Genomic DNA, 23,319 nt, shown 5'->3' with positions numbered 1-23,319 from the left:
AATGACGATATTCGCGCCTGCGTCCGCCAGACCCTGTGCCAGCGCGGCCCCGATGCCCCGCGACGCTCCGGTGATCATGGCTTCAGCTCCTTTAACGGCCAGTCGTTCATGGCTTTCACTGTGGCGTCGAAATCCTTCAGAATACCCTGGCTTCCAAGTCCGCATGCGACATGTGCGGCAACCGTGTTTGCAAACCGGGCGCTGTCGTGAAGGGACCAGCCCCTGGAGACACCGGTAATGATCCCGGCGGTGAAGCTGTCGCCGCATCCCGTTGTGTCGACGACGTCGATCCGGTGCGCCGGCAGTTGAAATGCGTCCCCCTCTCTCGGCAGCACAAAAACGCCGTCGCCTTCCAGCGTGAGCACGACGTTCCCGACGCCCTTTTCCCGGAACCATGCGGCGACCGCGCCCGGCTCGCTTTGTCCCGCCATGGCGCTTGCTTCCTCGATCGAGGGCACAAAATAGTCAATGTGCTCAAGCAGGGGTTCGACGAGCGCCATCGTCTCTTCATTCGCCAGGATGAGATCGAACTCAGTTGGATGAGCGATAAAGCTCAGTTCAGCTGCTTCACTGGCAGAAATCGCGATACATCTACGACCAGATCATCATCGCTGACCATCCAGGTTCTATGGGTGACTGCAATGATTGCTAGGTCGTTGCCCAGCTCTCGCAAGCTTTGAAAGATGTTACGCTCCGTGTCTTGATCGAGGGCGGAGCTGGGTTCATCAAGAAGTAGGACGAGCGGCTTTTGTAGAATAGCGCGTGCAATGGCAACCCGTTGCATTTCGCCGCCGGACAAGACTACACCGCGACGGCCGACCGGTGTGTGTATTCCCTCATCCAATCGGGTTAGCGTTGCGGCCAAACCCACTTTTTCAAGTGCATCGAGGATATCCTTGTCACATACGTCGCGACCGAGAGTAACGTTGTCTGCTAAAGTGCCGGCCACTATGTCGGGGCTTTGTGGAACATAGCCGATCAACGAGTAAAGCTCGGATTCGTCATAGGTTCGGATGTCACGGCCGGCGAGCCGGATCATGCCTTCATAGTCTTCTTGAAAACGCAGCAGCAGTCGCAAAATCGTTGTCTTGCCGCTGCCGCTTGGACCGACAATGAAGTTGATGCGCCCAAGATCAAACGATGCTGACAGGTTCACAAACACCGGCTTCTCAGGGTCATACGCAAACGACACTTTGTCGAGCCAGACAACGCTTTCGTCGCTCCGTGCCTGCTGCAGGGCGATCTGTTCTTCGTCGTTGGTGACAAGGGCTTGGAGTTCAGGATAATCCAGAATGGTTTTGTAACCTGCTTGCAGCTGTCGCGCGGTCAGCAAGTCCTCAATTGATCCAGCAATTAGTTCAGCAGGCCGGTTCAGCTGTAAGATGAGACCGTTGAAAATAACAATTTCGCCGACCGTGATCTCGCCGCTTTGGTAGAGGCGGATGGAGAAAAAGAACATGATCACGAGTTGCACCGCCAAGGCGACCGTACGTCCAAAAGCGAACCTCAAACGGATTCGGTGAAACTCACGGAATGCTTGCCGTGCTGTCTGGCGCCGTGCCCGATAGAGTTTGGAGTACCAAGGACCGGCCTGTGCAGCTTTGACAACTTGGAATGATCCAACGACATCACCCAAGACTTCAGCGCTTTCTGCCAGGCTTTCGATTGCCTTCTCCTGTTTGTCCTTAACGTGATGGTTCGACATGTATGTCAGCACGACAATGACGCCGGCATAGGAGAGGACAAGCAGTCCGGTCTGCCAATCGATCACCGTCGCAACAACGAACGCTGAAACCACGGCTTCGATCAGTGGCGGCACGAGCGTCATGAAGACCAGGAACACATAGATTCCGTAGGAATCCTGCATGTTCTTGACCGATTCGACCATGAAACCGGACTGGTAGTGGTGTGTTAGTGACGCCTTTTTTCGCAGCAGCGCATCAAAGAGCCGCGTGCCGGCATGGAAGATGACGTCCAGTTCAATGAGTTCCACGACTTTAAGGCTGACATCGGCAAGAAACCGGCTGAGAGCGAAGGCAAGGGCGTAGAGTGCAAACAGGACGGCTGGAAAGATCAGGTTGCCAGACTCAAGGCCATCGATCAGCCAACCGAAAACCACTGGCGCACCGACATTGACGATTGTGCCCAACAGCACGATCAGTGCCGCCGATGCTACATGACGTGGGGAAGCGGCTTGGAAGATGGTAGCAATGGAGTCGCGATCGACTGGATCGACCCTAAACATGTTCCGCTCTTGCACTGATCAAATCGAGATAGGCGTCAACTGTTGCACATCGCATCAGGAAGACGGCTTGATCAAAGTCCATGCGATCAATGTCGATTGTCAGCATCCGTTCTTTATCGAGATACGGGTCCAAGCGAGGGGAGGCACATATGCGCTTCATTAAGATCTCAAAATCGAAGAAGGATGACACATCAGAGTCGCCAGCTTTCAACATGCGATTTGTGATTGAGCGCGGCAAGATGTCGGTGAAGGCGTGACGGAACAAACCACGCTCTTGACCGCCATATATCATTACCGATCGCGGGCAGGATAAGCAATATCGCACAAGGGGCCAGTACAAAAAGGGCCGTCGCTCGCAAACACCGACGGAAGCAGCTATTGTACTATAGCGAGCGTCTCGTAAGGCAACATATTGAAACAATTGCGACAAGGACATATCACCATACAAATGGAGGTTTTCAAGAATATCGATCTCATCATCATGGACGGGTAAAACAAATTGAACCATGGAGCCGGTTGCCCGCGTGCTGTTGAACCAGTTGTTCATATATTTTGCTGATAGACCGCTGAGCCAGTCATACACGACCTTCCAGGCTGATTCTTCCTTCAGAATTGCTTCGACCGTAATGGCGCGCATTACAGGAAAGCCCTCGCCAATCAGTTCTGGAGAGAGAGGATAATTGTCTATTGGCAGCATGAGTTCGTCGCCACCATCTCCGCTCAGCAAGATATCGATATTGTCAGCCTTGGCGGCTTCATAAATCATCAGGTTTCGTTCGTACCAGCCCGACAGAAACGGTGGTCGGAAGTCGATCGCCAATCTCGGCAGCTCCAGTGTCAGGTCTGACACGTGATCGAGATCGAGCCATTTGATCTTATGTGCGAAGCGTTCGCGCACAGCGTTGGCATAGGCTATTTCGACGAGTTCGTCATTGGAAGACGAGTAAAGATGATAGAGCGACAGTGTTGCTTTAGGATGCGCTGACACATAGCTGGCGGCGACCAAGGAAGAGTCGAAACCGCCGGAGAGGCTGATTCCGGCGTTTGCCGTGTTGGCTTTGCATTCGATCGCCTCCCTCAACAAACCGCGCACCGCATCCATGGCATCTTTGTTTTGGATTGACGGGTCGATCGGGTGCGCGACGATGTCGGGCATATGATCGAATCTCAAAAGAGCCGGATCAGGATCATTGCGAAAGGCCGTGATCGAGCATCCATGCTCGACTTCTTTCAGATCGCGGAATGCCGTCCTGCGATTGTGGATTTGGTCGCTGACGAGATACTGTGCGATGCGAACGGCGTCAATTTCAAGCGGAAGCTTGTTTTGCGCTGAAAAGGACAAAAAGCCTTCAATGCTGTCAAAAAGGACGGTGTTTCGGTCGTTCTGGAACGTAAAAATCGCAAGCTCGGAGAAAGGAGGCACGATTATTGAGACATGTAGTGGTGTGGACACGATGAGTGCGCCATCTCCAGACACCGTTTCTGTTAATGCTCGCATCTCTGGTCGTGCATCCCGTTTGTGGCGAATGTTGAGCGCAAAGTGTCGAATGGACTCCGGCGCGAAACGAACGAAAGTGCCAATCTGCAAAATGGAACAGTTGTTGAAATCGATCTGCCGTGACGCCGACCAAAGGTGGTTTATGTCAAATGGAAAGAAGGTCACCGCATGTTGCGGTTTGCAGGATTGGCTTGAACTTGGAGGTTGAACGGATTGTGTCATTGACCATCTCCCCATTGATTTCGAGCCAAGCGTGCGCTTCGAACGGATCGTCCTTTACACCGATGACGAGATTGGCCTGGCATCCGAGGTCAGACAGAAAGAACAGGCACCCCAAGGAATCTGGGATGCAACTAGCTGGTATTAGTCGATAGAATGCGAGGCGACGGTAGGCCGCAATCCGCCGTGCGAGCCTTTTGGGAGCTACGGCTCGTTTCCTAGCCATTTTATGAGCGCATGTTCGCGCACAGGATGCCAAGCTTCGGATTGACCGCCGGCCCACGATCCGCCCCATCGTCGTCGCCACCCAAAAGCGTGGATACAAAGCTGCATCGCTTGCGATACTTGTGGAACAGATCGCATCAAAGGTCTCTAGGGACGCATCTCGATGGATCGAGGGAAACTCGTCGAAGCCGATTTGCGGCGGTTTAATCTCGATGCCTGAATACCGATTCGTAACGAGATCAAGGTGCACTTCAATCTTGTGGAGCCGTGCCCGCATTTTATTACCAACTGATGTCGTGCATGAGCCGACATCCGGTGAAAAGACGAACGACACAGAACCGGTCACCAACAAGCGCACCGCTTATTCCGGCAACCGGGCGGTCGCGCAGGAGAATGAACAAGAACAAGGATTTGCAGGGACAATTCCGAACTTCGCCGAGGACGTACTAAAGCGCACCCAAATTGCCAGTGAATTCAATCTGGATCATGTGGTTGCGCGATACCAGAAGGAACACGGATTTGCAGATGATATCGCCCAGGATCATTTGCGGGAAATGATCCGCTTCCTCTCGCTCGCGTCTGCGGCATCTCAGCATCAGAAATATTACGGAATGACGGGCGCCATCGACGAGTTGTGGCACACCTTCGTGATTTTCACGCGGGAATACGCCGCCTTTTGTGATGCGGTCGCCGGACATTTTCTACACCACGTTCCTGAAGTCGATGGCAATATGTCCGAGGACACGCTCGACAACTACCTTGCGTTCCTGGCCGACTACGAAACAGTCTATCGCGAACCGGCCCCGACGGACTACTGGCCACGGCCGAACAGCCTTTGCATGCGGATGCCGCATGCAAAGGCTGTTCGGCGTGCAACGGCTGCACCGGCACTGGCTGCACGATCCACTGAATAATCCATCTTGGAACCCCGGGATCTCGGTCCCGGGGTCACGTTGTAGAAGGTTGCTTCATGCACGTACTGTTGTTGGGCAAACTGCCGCCGATCCAAGGCGGAGTGGCCCGCGCCACTTGGTTAGCCTGCCAAGATATTGCGAATGCCGGCCATTCCATTGACGTCTTGACGAATGCGGATGCAATGCCGATTGGCTTTCGCCAGATGTTTTTGCCAGGCGATGAAAACAGGCTCCAGGATGTCAATCGTCGTCTGAACCTCAAGAACGTCCAAAAGGTTCCGCAACAATCCTACATTCCATGGGCACCGCCCTACTTCAGCCAACCGATGAGCGAAAGCTTGGAGGTTGTCGATCAGAAACGGCCAGACGCTATAGTCGGCTGGTATCTCGAACCTTATGGTGCGGTTGCTTCGGTTATCGGCCAACTACTCGATGTCCCGGTTATTTTGCGTCATGCAGGGAGCGATATTGGCCGAATGCGGAATCTGGGCGGCCTCAATACATTTTACGATTGGGCTCTTTGCCAAGCGGCGCAGGTTATCACCGGAAGAAACCAGCAGGTCGAAGATATTTTGAATGCGGCCGGTGTAAGAGAAGACGCTATCGTCCGTTGCCGTGGCAGACGCCTTTGCGACAGTTTTTACGCCACTCATGAACAATTTGATCTGGAAACTGTGGTTACATGCAGCGAGGAGTGGTTTTCCCAGTATCTATTGGATCCGGAAACACTAAGCGCTCTTCTCGAATGGAACCGGGCAAGCTTGGCAAACGAAGATCCGGTTATTGGAACATATGGCAAAATCGCCGAGGTAAAGGGAACTTATCATCTACTCGATGCTTTGGATCTTTTGGTGCAAAAGGGCGTGGATTTTGCCTATCGCGGCATCTGGAGCGCAACTCCAACTCGGTTCAAGCATACGCTTCACCGCCTGCATCAAAAACCCGCTCTGAAGGGCCGTGTAACCATTCTGCCACCTCTTGCGCCCTGGCGGATTCCTTCCTTCATATGGTCTTGTTCCATTGTGGCCTTTTTGGAGAATCGATTTCCTATCGAATTCCATGGACCGCAAATCCCCCCGTGAGGTTCTGGCTTGTAAGCGCCCTCTCCTGTTGAGCAGGGAAATCTACAGTAAAGTCTATTTTGGGGACCAACTATCAGATGGCATCAACGTGATGCTTGTCGATGATCCGCAAGACGTTCCCACGATAGCCGAGAAAATAAGTCGTTTGTTGAAGAGCTCCGAACTTCTAAACTGTCTCGGTCATCACGCCGGCGCCCTATCGCGGGCTTTGGAAGTCAATGCTCTTCGATACGACCCCATCGTTGATGTCATTGAAGGACACGGATGCCATGAACATCGAACAGAAGCCGTCGGTTAACGACGCCAAGGAGCACGTTACGGATCTGAAACAACCTGCAATCGATTTGGTAAAGGCAATTGCCCGCCAAAAGGAATTCCGGACAATTGCAACATTGCTAGGCACAAGCGTGTTGCTGTCCTTTTTGGCCAGTGCTCTTTTGTCGGTTTCCCCTATATTGTTCGCTCGGGGTATCGACAAATTTGAACTCGGGAGCGCCTCTGCATCGGAAGCGGTCACCCTGATCGTTTTCGGACTTTCCAAATTTCTATCAGAACAGCGATGGTTGATATATCAGCCGGCAGAAAACAGATTTCTCAACTGCATCCGCGAAGTCTACCTCCAGCATGTGTTGTCTCTCCCGTTGGAGTTTCATCTCAACCGCTCAATCGGGCGGCTGGATTCGATCGTCGGCCAAGGCATGGCAGGCATACAGTCGATATCGAATATGCTGTTCGTTCAACTGTCGCCGCTTGTTTTCGACGTGGTTCTGACAACGATCGTATTATTGCTGTTTGTAAATTTGGAAATCTCCGTCACTGTGCTCGGATCCATCCTGATCTATCTGATCGTTTTGGTTGTAGGGACTGAATATGTGAGTCGGCGGCTGAAGGTCGCTCTCGGTAAGACTATTGACGCACAGGGCGCTGCGGGCGATGCGATTCTGAATGCCGAAGGCATCAAAGCGCTGGCTGTCGAAAACACTATCACAAGCGACTATCGTAATAAGCTTGGCGCAGCCTACTCAGCGTTTGTCCGTTTTTATTCAAGTCGCGGTCTTTTCGGAGTGCTGCTCGTCGCAATATTGGTTGCAGGATTTGGTCTCGCCATTTGGCTTGCGGTCGCCGACGCTGCGGTTGGCCGAATATCCATAGGAGCACTTGTCCTTACAAACACCTGTGTTTTGCAGATGTTCCGTACCATGGAGAACTTCAGCTTCTCCTACCGCGGAACTCGGCAATCAATTGAGGCGGTTAAGCGATATTTGGAAATTTTTGCAGAGACAACGGAAAACGCGCAAGAGAACCTGAAACCGTTAGGAGACATAGACCTGATCCAACTTCAAGATGCCGGCTTCAAATATCGGGATGGAAGGTGGGCTGCGAAAAACGTCTCCTTTGAGGTAAGGCGGGGGACGAGTACCGCCCTCGTTGGAAAGTCGGGCAGCGGAAAATCCACTATAGTTCGCATGATCATCAAGATGCTGGTTCCGACGTGCGGACGCGTTTTGATCAACGGTATCAACCTGAACGAACTTAACGGCGTTGATTTGAGGAGAAGGACCTCCGTTGTTCCTCAGGACGCGGTGATGTTCAAGGCAAGCCTTGCTTTCAACATCGCACTAACTGATAAGCCAGACACAGAGTTGCTTTGGAAGGCCGTCAAAAAGGCTGAACTTTCAAAACTCATTCAGGGACTTCCCGAAGGCTTTAACACAGAGATCGGAGAACGCGGATTCAAGCTTTCTGGCGGAGAAAGGCAGAGGCTCGCTATCGCTCGGGCGATCTATCGCGGGTCGGATCTTTTCATTTTCGATGAAGCGACTTCGGCGTTGGATCAGACAACAAAGGCAGAAATCCTGCAACTTATCAAAGAACTGGTTCCAAGCTATTGCGTTCTGCTCATAACGCACGACGAAGCAGTCGCTAACATCGCCGACACCGTGACGGTGATAGATGGGGCAGATGCTAGTTGAGTTTAAACCGTAGGTCATTCCAGATCGCCCGTGCTTTCCAACTGTTCACCCCGGCGACACTATTTCTGGTCGAACCGGAAGACGCCGGTCCAGTCGGGCGGCGGTGCGGCGACGAATTCGGACAGCCGCGCCACATAGACCCCGTAGAGTCTGCGCAGGACCGGGGGCGCCGATTCCTCAAGCGACCTGGCCTGCACGAAGGCCGATTCGAAATCGCCTGAGCGGTAGCTCGAAAGAAACGCGCTCTGCGCCCGCTCCAGTTCGAGCCGGCTCATGCCTTCAAGCTCGGCCTCCTCGAAAACCGTATAGAGAACCAGCGGTTCGCCGCGTCCGACGACCTGGACGCTGTCGATCTCCAGCAGGACATGTCCGTTCTCCTCGGCGCTGTTTTCATCAAGCACCGATTCGGCCAGGAGCACGGAAAGCCCATAGCTCTTTGTAATGCTCTCTATCCGCGCCGCGACGTTGACCGCGTCTCCGATCGCCGAATAGTTGAAGCGTTGCGACGAGCCGAGATTGCCGACGCAGCAGGGCCCGGTGTTGAGCCCGATGCCGATCCGGATCGCCGTACCGGTTTCCTTGTTCAATTCACCGAGCCGGCGCACCATTGCCAGCGCCGCGCGGCGCGCCGCGCTGCGATGGTCCGGCACTTCGAGCGGCGCGTTCCAGAATGCCATGATGGCATCGCCCATATATTTGTCGATCGTGGCGCCGGACCGCAGGAGCTCATCGGTCATCGGTGTCAGGAAGTCGTTGAGCAGGCGGGTAAGGCCCTCCGGATCGAGATTTTCCGACAGCGAGGTGAAGCCTCTGATATCGCAGAAGAGCAGGGTCAGAGCCTTCAGTTCTCCGCCCAGTTTGAGAGTTTTCGGATCCACCGAAAGCCGGTTCACCATGGCCGGCGACAGGTAGCGGCCGAACGCGCTGCGGATGAAACGTTTCTCCCGCTCGCTGGTCAGATACTGAGCGATCGTAACGGCGACAAAGACAAGGACGGTCGCCAGCGACGGCAGCAGCGGGTCAAGCAGCACGTGCTGCCCGGAAAACAGATACCAGGACAGTGCGATGATGGAGAGGAACAGGAGTGTTGCCACCGATGCGCCCATAAAGGGCCGGCCCGGACGGATGGTGAATATCAGCAGCGCGGCGACGAGGATGGCGAGAAAATACTCAAGGCCGGGCATGTAGTCCGGCCGGCTCAGAAACGTCCCCGACAGCACCTGATCGATCAGTTCGGCATGAACGGCAACGCCCGGTACGCCCGAGCCGAGGGGTGTGACCACAAGGTCGCGCAGTCCCACCGCGCTGGTGCCGATCAGGACGATATGCCCGGCAACGCGTGCCTCCAGCGCCTGCAGGTCGGCGGCATCGGTGAGGATGTCGCTTGCCGACATCGTATTGTCGGACACACGGCCGGAATAATAGAGCCAAAGCTGCCCGGCGCCGTCCGTCGGCGCCTCGAACGCACCGGCGCGCATGCTCACAATGGCCGGCGCACCGGCTTCCGCCTCGCCGCTTGCCCCGGTGCTCACCACAACGAAATTCGACGCCTGCTGCGCGACGCGCAGCGCCTCCATGCCCAAAGACGGATAAAGCTTGCCATGGGCGGCGGCGACGAGCGGGATTTTTCGTACGATCCCGTCCACAGCGGGCGGAAAACTGAAGAAACCGAGACCGATCGCCGCGTCATCGAATAGGGCCAGATTATAGAGGCCGCCCCGATAGGGCGGAAGGATTTCCGTCGGATCGCGGCCCGCGAACGCAAACCCGGCCTTCGGCGCCGGCAGTTCCGATTCGATCTCATTGGTGAGCGCAAGACCTGTTACCGTCGGGTTTGCCGCCAGTGTGCGTGCGAAGACCGCGTCATTGTCGAGTTCGGGCGCACCGCCCGGAAAGGCGATCTCCGCGCCCGCGGCGCGCAACTCGTCAAGCGTTGGCCCGAGCGATGTCCTGTCCGCCTCCGCAAAGGCGATATCGAATGCGATCACAGCGGCCCCGAGATCGCCCAGCCGGTCGACCAGCAGCGCGATCTGCGACCGCGGCCACGGCCACTGGCCGAACGCGTCCAGCGACTTTTCGTCGATATCGATGATCAGCAGCGGTGCGCCGGCCGGCTCGCGAGGGTTGATCCGCTGATATTCGTCAAATACAAGTGAAGAGAGGCGGTCGAACAGCGGAGCGCCGAGGGAAGCCGCCGCAAACAGCAGGATAAGCGACATCAACCCGGCATAGGAGGTCATCAGTTTTGGGGAGCGGCTTTTCCAGAAATACAAGTTTTGCCTCTTATTTATATTTGCCGCAACAGAATTTAAACGAGTGAAACAAGCAATTCATTTACAAATGCGCTGAAATTGTCCTACTATATTTACTCGCCAGGCGCATGTTGAGTGGGGGCATGCTGAAACTATTGAAGAATTTTGTTTTGTCTACGGTTTTGTTGATCGCGGCCGGCATGACAGCGGCGGCGGACGACGTGACCTATGACCAGATTCTCGCCAATCCTGACGATCTCGAGCTCAACTATCTCTATGCGCAACAGCAGGTGATAAAGGGCGATCTCGAGCAGGCGTCAGCGGCCCTGGAGCGGCTGCTGCTGCTTCAGCCCAATTGGGATACGGCGCGCCTGTTTTACGCGCTGGTGCTCTACCGGCTGGATGATATGGCGGGGGCGAAACGGGAACTGACGATCCTTTCGGAGCGGCCGCTCAGCCCCTCGCAAAGCCGGGAGGTGAACAGATATCTCGCGCTTGCGACCGCCCGGTCCAGGTCCACGCGCCTGTCCGGGCGTGTCGCCACGGGTTTTCGGGTCGACAGCAATCCGGACCTGACGACCAACGCCGACAATGATCTGAACGGCAATCCGCTCGACACCGATCAGCGGGTCGACGGCGCGTTTCTGGCCGGCGCGACGGCACGGATCGAGCACGACATCCCCGGCGGCGGCGGCAATTTCCTCTTCGTTCAGACCGCCACCAACCTCAATGAGCAGTTCAAGGTCGATGAGGCCGATTACATTACCGGCGGGGTGAAGGCCGGCGCGGCATTCTTCTTTGAGGACCTGCAGATCACACCCTATGGCACGTTCGACACGCTGTGGCTCGACGGACAGAATTACCGCAACGATTATGGCGGCGGCGCCCTGGCGAAATATGCCGTCAATCCGCAATTGACGGTTTTCGCCGGCGGTAAGGGCATCTTCCAGAACTACCAGGTTGTGTCGACCGATTCGGTCGGCAGCGCGCGCAACGGATGGCTGGCCGAGGCAACGGGCGGCGTGACCGTGCGCCCGACCGAGAAGAGCAGGATCACGGCACGGGTAAGCGGCTCGTTCAAGGACGCCCGCAACGACAGTTACAGCTATGACGCGCTGGAGCTCGCGGCGAGTGGTCTTTTGCTCTTCGGGCGGGGCCAGTACATTCTGGCAGTGGCCTCCTATCGCTGGCAGGATTACGAGCAGCCCGATCCCAACTACTCGGCGACCGTGACCCGCGAGGACAAGCTGTTCAAGACGCGTCTGGCCTATGGCGTGCCGCTGGATCTGCTGCTTGAGAAAGCGCGCATTACCGGCTCGGACGTGACGTCCAATGTCAATCTGCAGGTCGGTGTCAACTATCTGGACCAGAACTCCAATATTCCGAATTTTGACGCCGACAGCGTTTCCGCCGACATTATGCTGATCAAACGGTTCGCGAAATAGAGCGGGCCCGCGCCGCCTGATATGACCGCGGCGAACAAACGGAGACGGAGCAATTCCATGAATGCCCGCACATTTCTGACCATAAGCCTTGCCGCCGTGATGGCCGGACCGCTGCTTTGGGTGGCGGAAGCCAATGCCGAAGCCAGGATCGGCGTCAGCGCCGCCGTCAGGGGCAATGTCTTCGTCCGGAGCGGCGCGGCCACCGATCAGCGCCGCGCAAGGGTCGATGAAAGCATCCTGCTGCAGGACGAGGTTCTGACCAAGCAGCAAAGCGCGCTGCAGATCCTGCTGCTCGACGAATCGGTTTTCACCGTCGGTGAAAATTGCGAGATGGTCATCGACCGCTTTGTCTACGATCCCGATCGCAAGGCCGGCGAGATGAGCGGAAAGGTCCTAAAGGGCGCTTTCCGCTTCATGAGCGGCCGGATCGGCAAGGCCAATCCGACAAAGGCCAATATCGAAACGCCGTCGGCGACGATCGGCATTCGCGGGACGATGTTTGAAGGCGTGGTCGGCGAAGATGCGATCAAGCTTGCCGAACTGCTGGGATTTTCGACCGACAGCGTCGATTCCGGCAGAGCGCTTCTGGTGGTCCTGCGCGGTCCCGGACGCAACACCAACGCGCTCTCCAACAACGGTATTATCAGGGTCGGAAACGGCGCCGGCTCGAAGACGATTTCCTCGCCCAACCATGCCGTCTTTGTTCCCGGACCCGGACAGCCGCCCGTCGGTCCGATCAAGATAACGGATGCGATCCTGGAATATTTTGATTTCTACCTGCGCAGCCTGCCCAACGGCCCGGCCTTCCGGGGCGATACCGAATCCGCAGAGGGCCTTTCGGGACAGGGCGCGTTCAACCTTCCCGGCGGCGATTTCCCGCCCCTCAACGATCTGTTCGGCGACGAACTGTTCGACAATCAGTTCCCGGAAGAAGAGATCATTGACAAACCCTGTCGCAACGAAGTCTGCTATGATCTAAACTGAAATAATCTCATCTCGCTCCAGGGTCGCCTCGTTCAGCGCGGGCCAAAGGACAAATTGTCGACGGCCTGCCGCACGGCTTGGATATTTGTTTGATTTGCCGCCTTTGCGGTGCCGGCAAGCGCAAAGCCCAGCGTGGTGACTTTTTCCGGCAAGGCCCCGCCGACCGCGCTGAACGAGCCGTGGATTTCCCTGACACCCGTTTGCCCGACAATCTGCGCGGCATTGTCCGCATCGATACCGCCGCCGGCCATGATCGAGAGGCGTCCGTCCGCATGCTCGACATAGCGATGTATGGCCTCGGCGCCCTCCAGCGCTGTCCGGGCGCCGCCGGATGTCAGGATGCGCTCGATGCCGAGATCGATGGCAATGTCGATGGCAAGCAGCGGATCGTCGACGAGATCGAAGGCGCGGTTGAGCGTGACGCCAAGCCCGTCGGCGGAATGGACAAGCGCTCCAAGCGCGGCTTCATCCAGCCAGCCGTCGACCGCGGCGCCGACAACGACACCGGCAAGACCGATCTCCCGGCAGGCGCGGATATCCTCGATCATCAGATCGACCTCTTTGTCCGTGAAGGCAAAGTCGCCCGCACGCGGCCTGATCATCGCATAGGTCGGGGTCCGGACCCCGGCAGCTGCGAGCATGAAACCGGTGCTTGGCGTGATCCCGCCGACGTCAAGCGCCGCGCACAGTTCGATGCGGTCAATATCCCCCGCCTCCGCGGTTTTCAGGGAAGCAAGGCTGTCCACGCATATCTCAATGCCGACTTTCCTCACCCGCTTGTCCCTCTCTCATCAATTGCGCATGCATGCCCCACAAGCCGCCATTGTGACCTGTCTGGCCCTTGACCACCAGACGTCCCGGTCGCTGTTTCAACACCTTACGTTGTACTTCTCCGTCGATGGCGGTCAGCAATTCCTCGGCATTCGACAAACCGCCGCCGACCGGAATGATCTCGGCTCCGGTGATGTTTGCGGCGATGGCGAGGGCATCCGACAGCACCCCGACATAGGAGGATATGGTCGCGCCGCAGGATTTTTCGCCGTCCAGCCAGCCGGCAACGATTGCCTTGCTGTCGATGCGTGCGTTGCCGGCGGCGGCATGGATGGATTCCAGTCCCCGGGCTCCGCCGACCGTGTCGATGCAGCCGGTCAGGCCGCATCCGCAGGTAAATTGCGGAATATATCCGTCGCTCAAGGGGTCCTGCTTCTGCACGAACGGCCCGTGTCCCCATTCGCCTTGCGTGCCGCCGAAACCCCGTACCAGGTCCCCGCGACAGACCTGCCCACCGCCGACGCCGGTGCCGAGGATAATCGCAAAGACATTGTCGAAACCGCGGCCGGCGCCGAAATGGGCCTCGGCAAGCGCAAAACAATTGGCGTCGTTTTCGACGCTGACGCGATGCTGCAAGGCCGCGCCGATACGCTTGCCGACCTGCCTTGCCAGTTCAGATGCAAAATCCGTCCCCGCAAGCTGCGGCAATTGCGCGGCGTCCACGGACCCCGAGCCTGAATCGATGCTTCCGGCGATGGAAACGCCGAGCCGGTCCTGCGGGGCAATGCCGGCGGAGACAACGAGGTCGACGGTTCTTTCCATGAAGGCTGTCCGCCCCGTCGGCGTTGCCACCATGTCGGCCTTGCCCAGCCCGGTGTCGTCTCCGCTCGCCAGCTTGATGTAGGTGCCGCCGATATCAAGGCAGAAATGTCGTGCCATGCCCGGCCCATTCACTTTTGTTCTCCGCCATCAAATGTTCCAATCTAATCACCACTCGCTTGCCCGGCATGCCGCCGAGATTGGTGTCCCTCCACCGCACCGCGAAGGGCACGAAATCGCCGGCGCGAAAGAGTTCGGCCCGGCAGCCGCCGACCGGACCGGTTCGCACGGCCCCGGTTTTGAGAAAATCGATGAGGATATGCGGGAAGTAATCGCCGCCGCCCCAGACCGCGATCCCGTCCACATCGTCGAGGCTGTCGATCCGCTGTTCGCCCGTATCGGCCCGCTCGTAGCGGCGGCTGACATGCCGCTTGTCCGGGACATCGGCCAGATATTCGGCGTAATGCGTTGCGGTCACCGTATCGATATCGGCGCCAAGCCGCAGCACCCGGCCACCCGCTCGCACAAAGCGTGAAAGCGGCGATCCCTCGTCGTAATAGTGATGCAGCGGCATCGGCTCCAGGATTTCGTCCGCCAGCGGCCCGACGGCGCCGAAGCGCGCCGCCGCATGGTCGTTCACCTTCGTGCCGGCCCGCGTCCTGAAGATTTCCGCAAACACGCCGAGATCGCCTTCGGTTGGAGTGACATCCTTGTCGAACGGCGCGCCGTCATCCGCGCCGAGCGGCTGCACCAGCGTGCCGCCCGGCCCCATCGCTGCCAGGATCGCGTCGATCAACCCCGTTGCACCGCCCTCGACCGGTCCGACCGCCCGCATGCTCGCATGCACCATCAGGAGGCAGCAGTCATTGAGGCCGAGGTGGTTGAGTTGATGCGTCAGGGTCTGTTTGTCCGTCGGCAACTGGCGCCTCCTTGCTGTTGATGACCGGCCCTGAACTGGAGCGAGATGAGGTTCGCGTCCGCAATGCCGGCAGACATCGGATCGGAGATAAGATAGCGTTCCCGACATTAACACGGGAGTACAGGGATAATGTTCAGCCACGTCACCCTTGGAACGAACGACTGGGAAAGGGCCAGGCCCTTCTGGCAGGCCATTGCCGCGACGCTGGAACTGCCGGTGTTTCTCGAGCACGAGGAAGGCATGGCCTGGGGTGAGCCGACGGGGCCGAAGATCTTCATCGGTCCGGCCTTTGACGGAGCGCCGGCCACCTGCGGCAACGGCACGCATGTCGCCTTTCTCGCCGCCAGCAGGGCGGCCGTCGACGCCCTCCATGCCGCGGCGCTTGCCAATGGCGGCAGCGATGAGGGCGCGCCCGGTCTTCGCCCGCATTATCACCCCAACTATTACGGCGCCTATGTGCGCGATCCTGACGGCAACAAGCTTCAGGCGGTCTGCCACGCGTCGCGGGGATGACCGGCTGACCCTGAATACCATCGTGAAGACACAGTTAAGCTTCTGTTAACCAATCAGGCGCACACTGATTCTCAATCTGGTTCCGGAGTTGTCACATGAGCCACATATCTATTGGTTCATTACCCAAGTGCTTCTGACGCATGTGCATGAATAAATCTCTCGTCAGACAGCTACTTTGCTGAGAAAGGTAAGATCATGCACAGAATTAAAATTAATACAGCAACAAAAATACTGAGTTGTACTTTCGCTGTAGCGCTTCTCGGTTCGTCGACTCAGGTCCAGGCAGCGGGAATGGCATGCGGCGACCGTACATCCCTGCTCAAGACATTGAGCGATAAATACAAGGAAGTCCCCCGGGCACTGGGGCTTTCATCGTCCGGCAAAGCGATGTTTGAGGTCTATACCTCGAAAAAGGGAACCTGGACGATCCTGATGACCACCACGACAGGCGTCACCTGCATCATGGCCGCCGGCCATTCCTGGGAAGAGGCCCTGGAGGTCGCGGAAGGCCCGCAGGTCTGAACGAGCGGGGTCATTCCGCCAATATGGCACGGCCCCGCAGGAGCGAGGGCGGCGGCCATTTCGCATCGATCTTGTGTTGGAACTGGCGTTGGAACACCAGCTTTCCATTCAGTGCATTGTACAGGAACTTGGTCGTTCCGGTGCGTCGAGCTAGAGACACCTGTCCTGATCGCGCAACGCGTCCCGCCGTTCCGCCTTGCCGAGCCTCGCGATGCGCTGGACCGAGCGATAATAACGCGGATAGTCGCCGGAACAGAGTTTCAACAGATGCAGGAATTGCGGCACCAGGTCGTTATAGACCGAGACCGTCGCCAGCTTGGCATTGTTGATGGGTGAATTGATCCAGCCATCGTAACCGTCATAGCCGTTCCACTTGCGCGCCTTGAGCCGGCGGTAGCGCGTGCGCAGCGTTGCGATGGCCGCTTTCTTGCCGGCCCGCTTTTCCGCGTCGCTTCCCGGGCCGGCATAGACGCGCAGGAGATCGGCCCTGGTTTCGGCAATCAGCGCCAGGAAATCCTTTTCGCGGGCAAGCGATATGCGGTAGCGCCGCAGGGCGTCGGTCTCGCCGCGATGGCTGAGCCATGCTTCCGTCCCGGTCTGTTCGACGGAGACGGCGAAGGCCTCGTTGAATTCCGCATCGCCCGCCGCGTAGATGCGTTGATGCGACAGTTCATGAAAGACGACGCCGGCGAGATAGGGCTCGCCCCGAAGGAACATCGTGTTGAGCAGCGGGTCGTTGAACCAGCCCAGCGTCGAATAGGCCGGCACGCCGCCGATATAGACGTCGAAGCCCTCCGCATTGAGGCCGCGCGCGAATGCGACGGCCGCCTCGTTCGAGAAATAGCCGCGATAAGGCACGCATCCGGTGACCGGAAAACACCAGGTCTTGACCTGGAGGGAAAACTCAGGCGCGGCAAACACCGCCCAGGTCACGAACTCCCGCTCGGTATCCACATAGCTGCGATAGCTCCTGTTGTCCGGCAGGCCCAGCTCATCGACCGCGAACTGCCGGATTTCGCTTGCAAGCGCCAATTGCTCCCTGAGTTGTTCAGGTGCCGTTTCATCGGCCAGGAGCCGGTCGACCGGCCGGGCGGAGGAGACGAGTTCAAGATGCCCGCTCAAGGACGCGTTGACATAGGAGATGCCGGCGCAGCCCTGCAGGGCGAAAAGCAGGCCTGCCATGATGACAGGCAGACAATAGGTGCGTCCCTCTGTTTCGGTCAGATGATCCAATTTAAACCAGATTTTCTCTAGGCAACGGCCGCCAGCGCAGCGCCAAGCTCTTCCTCGAATATGTCGAGATCGTGGTCGGGACCGACACTGATGCGGATGCAGCGGTCGAGCGGTGCAATGCCGGGCTTGCGCACAAACACCCCGCGCTCCATCAGTGCGTTCAGCAGCCTGGTGGTATGAGTGCCGTCCCGGCCGCAATCGATCGCGACAAAATTGGCCGCCGATTCCAGCGGTTCAAGGCCGTTGGCGCGTGCGATCCGGTAAAGGCGCTGGCGGGCCGCCTCGATCCGCTCGCAGACCGAGCGGAGATAGTCCTGATCCTTCACCGCGGCGAGCGCCGCCATTTGCGCCATCCTGTTGACGCCGAAATGGTTGCAGACCTTCTTGAAGGACGTGATCGTTCCCTGACTGCCGATGGCGTAGCCGCAGCGCAGCCCGGCAAGCCCGTAACCCTTGGAGAAGGTCCGCAGGCGCAGGATGTTCGGCCTGTCGGCGAGCCGTTCGATTGTCGGCAACGCATCGGTCGGCGCCATCTCGCCATAGGCCTCGTCGAGCACCAGCAGCGTGTCTTGCGGCAGCGCATCCGCGAAGGCGGCGATATCCTGCGCCCCGTGCCAGGTGCCCATCGGATTGTCCGGATTGGCAAGATAGACCAGCGGCGCGTTTTCCCGCCGCACCGCCGCCAGGAGCGCGTCGAGGTCTTCCCGGTCGTCCCGGTACGGAACCGTGACAAGCCGCCCGCCGAAACCGGCAACGTGATAGTTGAACGTCGGATAGGCGCCGAGCGATGTGACGACCGGCGTTCCCGGGCTGACGACCTGGCGCGCCACGTAGCCGAGCAGCCCGTCAATGCCCTCACCGATGGCGATGCGGTCCACCGGAATGCCGAGATGCGCGCCGAGCGCCTCGCGCAAATCGTGGTTTTCCGGATCGCAGTATTTCCAGATGTCGTCCGCACCCTCGCGGATGGCGCGCTTGACGGACGGCGCCGGGCCGAAGCCGTTTTCATTTGCCCCGATGCGGGCGCGAAACGTCTTTCCGGCCTGCCTTTCCTGTGTTTCGGGCCCGACAAAGGGGACCGTCGCCGGCAGCGACTGGACAAGCGGGGTGAAACGGGAGAATTCGGTCATCGGTCGTTTTCGTCGGCTGGAGCGTCAGTAATGCGGCGGTCTTGTAACGGGCGTTTCCTCCGCCGTGCTCTCTTCCAGCGCAAGCAGCCGCTCGATCAGTTTTTCCTGTTTTCTTTCCAGCCGGTCAACGACCGACCATTGTTTTTCCATCTCCGCGGAGAGTTCTTCGATGGTCCGCGTCTGGTGAGCGATATGCTCCTCCAGCCGTGCGATCCGTTCGTCGCCATCGCTGCCCGTCATATCAGCGCGCCCTCCAGTGTCTCTCGCCAATGCGGATCAAGCGGTTTCGGACGCCTGCCCTTGCGGTCGACATAGACATGCACGAAGCGGCCCTGCGCCGCCGCCGTCGAATCCTCGTCGCGAAAGAGGCCGATACGGTAGACGACCGAGGACCTGCCGATGCGTTCCACGCCGATCCCCGAGTCGATCAGGTCCGGGAAGGCCAGTTCCGCGAAATAGTGGCAGCCAGTCTCCACGACGAGGCCGATTGTTTCGCCCCGAACGGGATCGAGCAGTCCCCTGTCGATCAGCCATCCGTTGATCGCCGTGTCGAACAGTGCGTAGTGCACGACATTGTTCATATGGCCGTAAATGTCGTTGTCGGCCCAACGGGTCTGCAGCGGTCTGAAAACCTTGAAGGTCTCGCGGCTGAGAGGTGATGGTCTTGTCATCGCGTCACCAGGCGGCACGGTAGATGGCAAGCGCATCGGCTTCGCTGACCTCGCGCGGATTGTTGACGAGGAGGCGCGTCTGCTTCATCGCGTCCGAGGCCATTTTCGGCAGGGCGTCCTCGCCGATGCCGACATCGCGCAGTCTTTGCGGCAGGCCGAGATCGGCGGAGAGCTGCGCCAGCCGGTCGATGAAGGCGGCACATTGCGCCCGCGCGCCCGCGCCGTCGTCCAGATCGCCGAAGACGTGCGGCGCCAGCGCGGCATAGAGCCGGTAGGAGCCGTTTTCGGTCTCTGCCGCATTGAAGCGCAGCACCTGCGGCAGGACGAGGGCATTGGACAGACCGTGCGGGATGTGGAACGTCCCGCCGATCGGATAGGCGAGCGCGTGCACCGCCGCCACCGGTGAATTGGCGAACGCCATGCCGGCGAGGGTGGAGCCGAGCAGCATGGCGCTGCGCGCCTCCAGATCGTCCGGTTTCGAGACGGCTGTTTTTATGTGCGCGCCCAGCAATTGCAGCGCCTCCACCGCCAGCATGCGCGACATCGGGTTGTTGTTGACGTTCTTCGAGGCGTAGGCCTCGATGGCGTGCACCATGGCGTCGATGCCGGTCGCCGCGGTGGCCGGCGCGGGAAGACTGACCGTCAGTTCGGCGTCGAGAATGGCCGTGTCCGGTAAAATGACCGGTGAGGACACGCCGCGCTTTTCTTCGCCGTCCACCGTGATGATCGAAACCGGCGTCGCCTCCGAGCCGGTGCCGGCCGTCGTCGGTATCAGCACCAGCGGCAGTCTGGGGCCCTTTGCGTTCCCGACCCCCCAGGCCTCGTCGATATCCTCGCCGGATCCGGCGATCAGTGCCGTCAGCTTGGCGACGTCGAGCGACGAGCCGCCGCCCAGGGCCACCACCCCGGTGGCCGAACAGGCGCGCGCCGCCTCGACGGCGTTCATCAGTGTCGCAAGGCTCGGATCGGCCTCCACATCGTCGAAGACGGTCACCTCATGGCCGGCCGCCTCGAGCGAGCGCATCGCGGAGACATCCAGCCCGGCGGCGCGGATGCCCCGATCGGTAATGAGAAGCACCGTCTTTCCGAGCTTTTGGCCCGCGATCTGCGCCAGCTCGCTTGACGATCCGGGGCGCACGACAAATTGCGGCGTGGTGTGAAAGGCGAAAGCCGTCATTGTTCCTCCGAGGCATGTGACCGGTTCACACCTTATCAACACGTTGCGGACGCTTAAACAACGCGTCATGCTAAAAATAGGGCTTTGGGCTGGTTTCCGGCAGGGTGGGCGAATAGAGTTATCCGTTAAATCAATTGATAAAAAACGGACACCGCATGAGCGATCTTGCAATCGAACTGAGGGGCATCGACAAGAGTTTCGGCGCGGTTCATGCCAACAGAAACATCAATCTGGAGGTCCACAGGGGAACGATCCACGGTATCATCGGGGAGAACGGTGCCGGTAAATCGACCCTGATGTCGATCCTCTACGGCTTTTATCAGGCCGACAGCGGCGACATATGCGTCAACGGCGCAAAGCTGACGATCCGCGACCCGAATACGGCCATCGCCGCCGGCATCGGCATGGTCCACCAGCACTTCATGCTGGTCGACAATTTCACCGTGCTTGAAAATGTCATGCTCGGCGCCGAGGAAAACGCCATCCTCAACCGCGGCATCGTCAATGCCCGCGCCGAACTCAAGCGTCTGGAAGACGAATACGCGCTCGAGGTCGATCCCGATGCGGTGATCGAGGAACTGCCGGTCGGCCTGCAGCAGCGTGTCGAGATTCTCAAGGCGCTCTATCGCGGCGCGGACATTCTGATCCTCGACGAGCCGACCGGCGTGCTGACGCCCGCCGAGGCCGATCACCTTTTCCGCATCCTTGAACAGCTGCGCGATCAGGGCAAGACGATCATCCTCATCACCCACAAGCTGCGCGAGATCATGGCGATCACGGACGAGGTGTCGGTCATGCGCCGCGGCGAGATGGTGGCGACGCGCAAAACGGCCGAAACCTCGGTGGAAGAGCTTGCCGAGCTCATGGTCGGCCGCCGCGTGCTGCTCCGCGTCGAGAAGGGCGGCGCGCATCCGAAGGATGTCGGGCTGTCGGTGAAGGGCCTGACGGTCAAGGACAACCGCGGCGTGACCATGGTTGACGATGTCTCCTTCGACGTGCGCGCCGGTGAGATCGTCGGCATAGCGGGCGTTGCCGGCAACGGTCAGTCGGAACTTCTGCAGGCGATCACCGGGATCCGGGTCGCGGAAAGCGGCACCGTACTCCTCAACGGCGGTCCCGTCGAGGTGACCGGCGCGGCCGATCCGCAGGAGCTCAGAAAACGCGGCCTCGCCCATGTGCCGGAGGACCGCCACCATATGGGCCTCGTTCTCAGCTTCGAGGAAAACGAAAACGCCATCCTCGGCTATCACTATGACAGCGAATATCTGAACGGCCCGATGCTCAATCTCGACGCCATCCGCAAACACGCGGCCGCGAGCGCCGAGAGATACGATATCCGGCCGCCGGATGTGCGGCTGAAGACGGCGAATTTCTCCGGCGGCAACCAGCAGAAGATCGTTCTGGCGCGCGAGATGGAGCGCGACCCGTCGGTGCTCGTCATCGGCCAGCCGACACGCGGTGTCGATGTCGGCGCCATCGAGTTCATCCACAAGCGCATCATCGAGATGCGCGATGCCGGCAAGGCCGTGCTTCTGGTTTCGGTGGAACTTGACGAGATACGCTCCCTGTCCGACCGCATTCTGGTGATGTTCGCCGGCCGCATCGTCGGCGAGCGCACGCCGGAGGCGACCGAGGGCGAACTCGGGCTGCTCATGGCCGGCGTTGAAGGAGAACAGGAGGCGGCACAATGAGTGTTCCCTACGCGAAGCTGCCGCTTTGGGTCGAATACGGCCTCATTCCGCTGATCAATCTGGTGGTGGCCTTTCTTGTCGCAGGTCTTGTGGTCCTGCTTGTCGGCGAAAGCCCCATCCGGGCCGCGACACTTCTCGTACAGGGGGCGTTCGGCTACGGCGAGGGCCTGGGTTTCACGCTTTATTACGCAACCAATTTCATCTTCACGGGGCTTGCGGTGGCCGTCGCCTTCCACTGCGGCCTTTTCAATATCGGCGGCGAGGGCCAAGCTTATATCGGCGGCCTTGGAGTTGCCATCGTCGCCCTTGCTCTCGACGGCATATTCCCCTGGTTCCTGACCCTTCCATTCGCGATCGCCGCCGGCGCCGTATTCGGCGCGGCCTGGGCCTTCATTCCCGGATACCTTCAGGCCAAACGCGGCAGCCACGTGGTGATCACCACGATCATGTTCAATTTCATCGCTGCCAGCCTGATGGTCTATATGCTTGTCGAGGTGCTCAAGCCCGCCGGGTCGATGGCGCCGCAAACCGAAACATTCGAGCCGGGATCCCATATCCCGAGGCTCGACTGGCTGCTCGGCATCTTCGGGCTCGATATCGGCGGCGCTCCGTTCAACCTGACCTTTATCATCGCCCTGATTGCGGCTTTCCTCGTCTGGCTGCTGATCTGGCGCACGCGCCTCGGTTACGAGATTCGCACCATGGGCGCCAGCCCGACGGCGGCGCGCTATGCCGGTATCAAGGAAGCCCGCATCATCATTATCACCATGCTGATTTCGGGAGCGCTTGCCGGCATGATGGCGCTTAACCCGATCATGGGCGATCAGCACCGGCTGCAGCTTGATTTTGTCGCGGGCGCCGGCTTTGTCGGCATCGCCGTTGCGCTCATGGGCCGCTCCCATCCGGTCGGCATCATTCCGGCCGCCATCCTCTTCGGCGTTCTCTATCAGGGCGGCGCGGAAATAGCCTTCGAGATGCCGCAGATATCCCGTGACATGATCACCATCATCCAGGGCCTCGTTATTCTCTTCGCCGG

General features: G+C 58.8%; 22 protein-coding genes. 9 read left to right on the top strand and 13 right to left on the bottom strand.

Annotated features, from left to right (window positions below):
* Nucleotides 1–74: 74 nt before the first annotated feature.
* The 4 genes from AC5E6N_RS06960 to AC5E6N_RS06945 are packed head-to-tail and all read right to left on the bottom strand — an operon-like array spanning nucleotide 75 to nucleotide 4,257.
* Complete coding sequence (locus tag AC5E6N_RS06960) at nucleotides 75–518, bottom strand: carbohydrate kinase family protein (protein WP_491747138.1); 444 nt, start codon at nucleotides 516–518, stop codon at nucleotides 75–77.
* Nucleotides 519–553: 35 nt separating this feature from the next.
* A complete protein-coding gene (locus AC5E6N_RS06955; protein ID WP_491747134.1) occupies nucleotides 554–2,245 on the bottom strand; it encodes an ABC transporter ATP-binding protein in 1,692 nt (563 codons plus the stop codon).
* Nucleotides 2,238–3,965 (bottom strand): asparagine synthase-related protein, encoded by a 1,728-nt coding sequence (locus tag AC5E6N_RS06950; RefSeq protein ID WP_491747133.1) that lies wholly within the window; start codon nucleotides 3,963–3,965, stop codon nucleotides 2,238–2,240. The genes AC5E6N_RS06955 and AC5E6N_RS06950 overlap by 8 nt, the downstream gene beginning before the upstream one ends.
* A complete protein-coding gene (locus AC5E6N_RS06945) occupies nucleotides 3,889–4,257 on the bottom strand; it encodes a lasso peptide biosynthesis B2 protein (protein ID WP_491747137.1) in 369 nt (122 codons plus the stop codon). The genes AC5E6N_RS06950 and AC5E6N_RS06945 overlap by 77 nt, the downstream gene beginning before the upstream one ends.
* A 187-nt stretch (nucleotides 4,258–4,444) precedes the next feature.
* Between AC5E6N_RS06945 and AC5E6N_RS06940 the strand changes: the two genes are divergently transcribed.
* From AC5E6N_RS06940 to AC5E6N_RS06930, 3 genes are all read left to right on the top strand, one after another.
* Nucleotides 4,445–5,101 carry a glycine-rich domain-containing protein gene (locus tag AC5E6N_RS06940; RefSeq protein WP_491747132.1) on the top strand — a complete coding sequence of 219 codons (657 nt, stop codon included), beginning with the start codon at nucleotides 4,445–4,447 and terminating at the stop codon, nucleotides 5,099–5,101.
* Nucleotides 5,102–5,157: 56 nt separating this feature from the next.
* The gene (locus AC5E6N_RS06935) at nucleotides 5,158–6,183 is read left to right on the top strand and encodes a glycosyltransferase (protein WP_491747131.1); all 1,026 of its coding nucleotides are present in this window, start codon (nucleotides 5,158–5,160) and stop codon (nucleotides 6,181–6,183) included.
* 269 nt (nucleotides 6,184–6,452) lie between these two features.
* On the top strand, nucleotides 6,453–8,156 hold the full coding sequence (locus AC5E6N_RS06930) for an ABC transporter ATP-binding protein (RefSeq protein WP_491747130.1): 1,704 nt from the start codon (nucleotides 6,453–6,455) through the stop codon (nucleotides 8,154–8,156).
* A gap of 59 nt (nucleotides 8,157–8,215) precedes the next feature.
* On the opposite strand, the gene AC5E6N_RS06925 is transcribed toward AC5E6N_RS06930, so the two are convergent.
* Nucleotides 8,216–10,429, bottom strand: coding sequence for a CHASE2 domain-containing protein (locus AC5E6N_RS06925; protein ID WP_491747129.1), 2,214 nt, complete (start codon nucleotides 10,427–10,429; stop codon nucleotides 8,216–8,218).
* A 122-nt stretch (nucleotides 10,430–10,551) separates the two neighbouring features.
* Between AC5E6N_RS06925 and AC5E6N_RS06920 the strand changes: the two genes are divergently transcribed.
* Both AC5E6N_RS06920 and AC5E6N_RS06915 read left to right on the top strand, forming a co-directional pair.
* Nucleotides 10,552–11,853 (top strand): tetratricopeptide repeat protein, encoded by a 1,302-nt coding sequence (locus AC5E6N_RS06920; RefSeq protein WP_491747128.1) that lies wholly within the window; start codon nucleotides 10,552–10,554, stop codon nucleotides 11,851–11,853.
* Between the two features lie 57 nt (nucleotides 11,854–11,910).
* Nucleotides 11,911–12,837, top strand: a complete 927-nt coding sequence (locus AC5E6N_RS06915; protein WP_491747127.1) for a FecR family protein — start codon at nucleotides 11,911–11,913, stop codon at nucleotides 12,835–12,837.
* Nucleotides 12,838–12,869: 32 nt separating this feature from the next.
* On the opposite strand, the gene AC5E6N_RS06910 is transcribed toward AC5E6N_RS06915, so the two are convergent.
* From AC5E6N_RS06910 to AC5E6N_RS06900, 3 genes are read right to left on the bottom strand one after another with little or no spacing between them, the layout of a single operon-like run.
* Nucleotides 12,870–13,583, bottom strand: a complete 714-nt coding sequence (locus AC5E6N_RS06910) for a copper homeostasis protein CutC (RefSeq protein ID WP_491747126.1) — start codon at nucleotides 13,581–13,583, stop codon at nucleotides 12,870–12,872.
* 7 nt (nucleotides 13,584–13,590) lie between these two features.
* Entirely contained in the window at nucleotides 13,591–14,547 is a 957-nt protein-coding gene (locus AC5E6N_RS06905; protein WP_491747125.1) for an ROK family protein, read from the bottom strand.
* Nucleotides 14,525–15,346: an AAC(3) family N-acetyltransferase gene (locus tag AC5E6N_RS06900; protein ID WP_491747124.1), complete on the bottom strand. Its 822-nt coding sequence runs from the start codon at nucleotides 15,344–15,346 to the stop codon at nucleotides 14,525–14,527. Before AC5E6N_RS06900 ends, AC5E6N_RS06905 begins: the two co-directional genes overlap by 23 nt.
* 129 nt (nucleotides 15,347–15,475) lie before the next feature.
* On the opposite strand from AC5E6N_RS06900, the gene AC5E6N_RS06895 reads away from it, so the two are divergent.
* Nucleotides 15,476–15,859, top strand: a complete 384-nt coding sequence (locus AC5E6N_RS06895) for a VOC family protein (protein ID WP_491747123.1) — start codon at nucleotides 15,476–15,478, stop codon at nucleotides 15,857–15,859.
* A gap of 291 nt (nucleotides 15,860–16,150) precedes the next feature.
* A complete protein-coding gene (locus tag AC5E6N_RS06890; RefSeq protein ID WP_491688049.1) occupies nucleotides 16,151–16,381 on the top strand; it encodes a hypothetical protein in 231 nt (76 codons plus the stop codon).
* Between the two features lie 150 nt (nucleotides 16,382–16,531).
* Here AC5E6N_RS06890 and AC5E6N_RS06885 read toward each other — a convergent pair whose 3' ends face one another.
* The 5 genes from AC5E6N_RS06885 to AC5E6N_RS06865 are packed head-to-tail and all read right to left on the bottom strand — an operon-like array spanning nucleotide 16,532 to nucleotide 20,592.
* Nucleotides 16,532–17,614: an aminopeptidase gene (locus tag AC5E6N_RS06885; protein WP_491747122.1), complete on the bottom strand. Its 1,083-nt coding sequence runs from the start codon at nucleotides 17,612–17,614 to the stop codon at nucleotides 16,532–16,534.
* 17 nt (nucleotides 17,615–17,631) lie between these two features.
* Nucleotides 17,632–18,744 (bottom strand): pyridoxal phosphate-dependent aminotransferase, encoded by a 1,113-nt coding sequence (locus AC5E6N_RS06880; protein WP_491747121.1) that lies wholly within the window; start codon nucleotides 18,742–18,744, stop codon nucleotides 17,632–17,634.
* Between the two features lie 24 nt (nucleotides 18,745–18,768).
* Nucleotides 18,769–18,984 (bottom strand): SlyX family protein, encoded by a 216-nt coding sequence (locus AC5E6N_RS06875; RefSeq protein ID WP_491747120.1) that lies wholly within the window; start codon nucleotides 18,982–18,984, stop codon nucleotides 18,769–18,771.
* Nucleotides 18,981–19,415 (bottom strand): acyl-CoA thioesterase, encoded by a 435-nt coding sequence (locus AC5E6N_RS06870; protein WP_491747119.1) that lies wholly within the window; start codon nucleotides 19,413–19,415, stop codon nucleotides 18,981–18,983. Before AC5E6N_RS06870 ends, AC5E6N_RS06875 begins: the two co-directional genes overlap by 4 nt.
* Nucleotides 19,416–19,419: 4 nt before the next feature.
* A complete protein-coding gene (locus tag AC5E6N_RS06865) occupies nucleotides 19,420–20,592 on the bottom strand; it encodes an iron-containing alcohol dehydrogenase (protein WP_491747118.1) in 1,173 nt (390 codons plus the stop codon).
* A 155-nt stretch (nucleotides 20,593–20,747) separates the two neighbouring features.
* Here AC5E6N_RS06865 and AC5E6N_RS06860 point away from each other — a divergent pair, with 155 nt between their 5' ends.
* Nucleotides 20,748–22,283 carry an ABC transporter ATP-binding protein gene (locus tag AC5E6N_RS06860; RefSeq protein ID WP_491747117.1) on the top strand — a complete coding sequence of 512 codons (1,536 nt, stop codon included), beginning with the start codon at nucleotides 20,748–20,750 and terminating at the stop codon, nucleotides 22,281–22,283.
* On the top strand, nucleotides 22,280–23,319 hold a 1,040-nt coding region (locus AC5E6N_RS06855; protein ID WP_491747116.1), incomplete at its 3' end, for an ABC transporter permease. The genes AC5E6N_RS06860 and AC5E6N_RS06855, both read left to right, overlap by 4 nt.

It is taken from the genome of Hoeflea sp. (assembly GCF_984452065.1).
The sequence above is the reverse complement of the archived record's forward strand: the minus strand, read 5'-3'. Positions and strand labels throughout refer to the sequence as shown.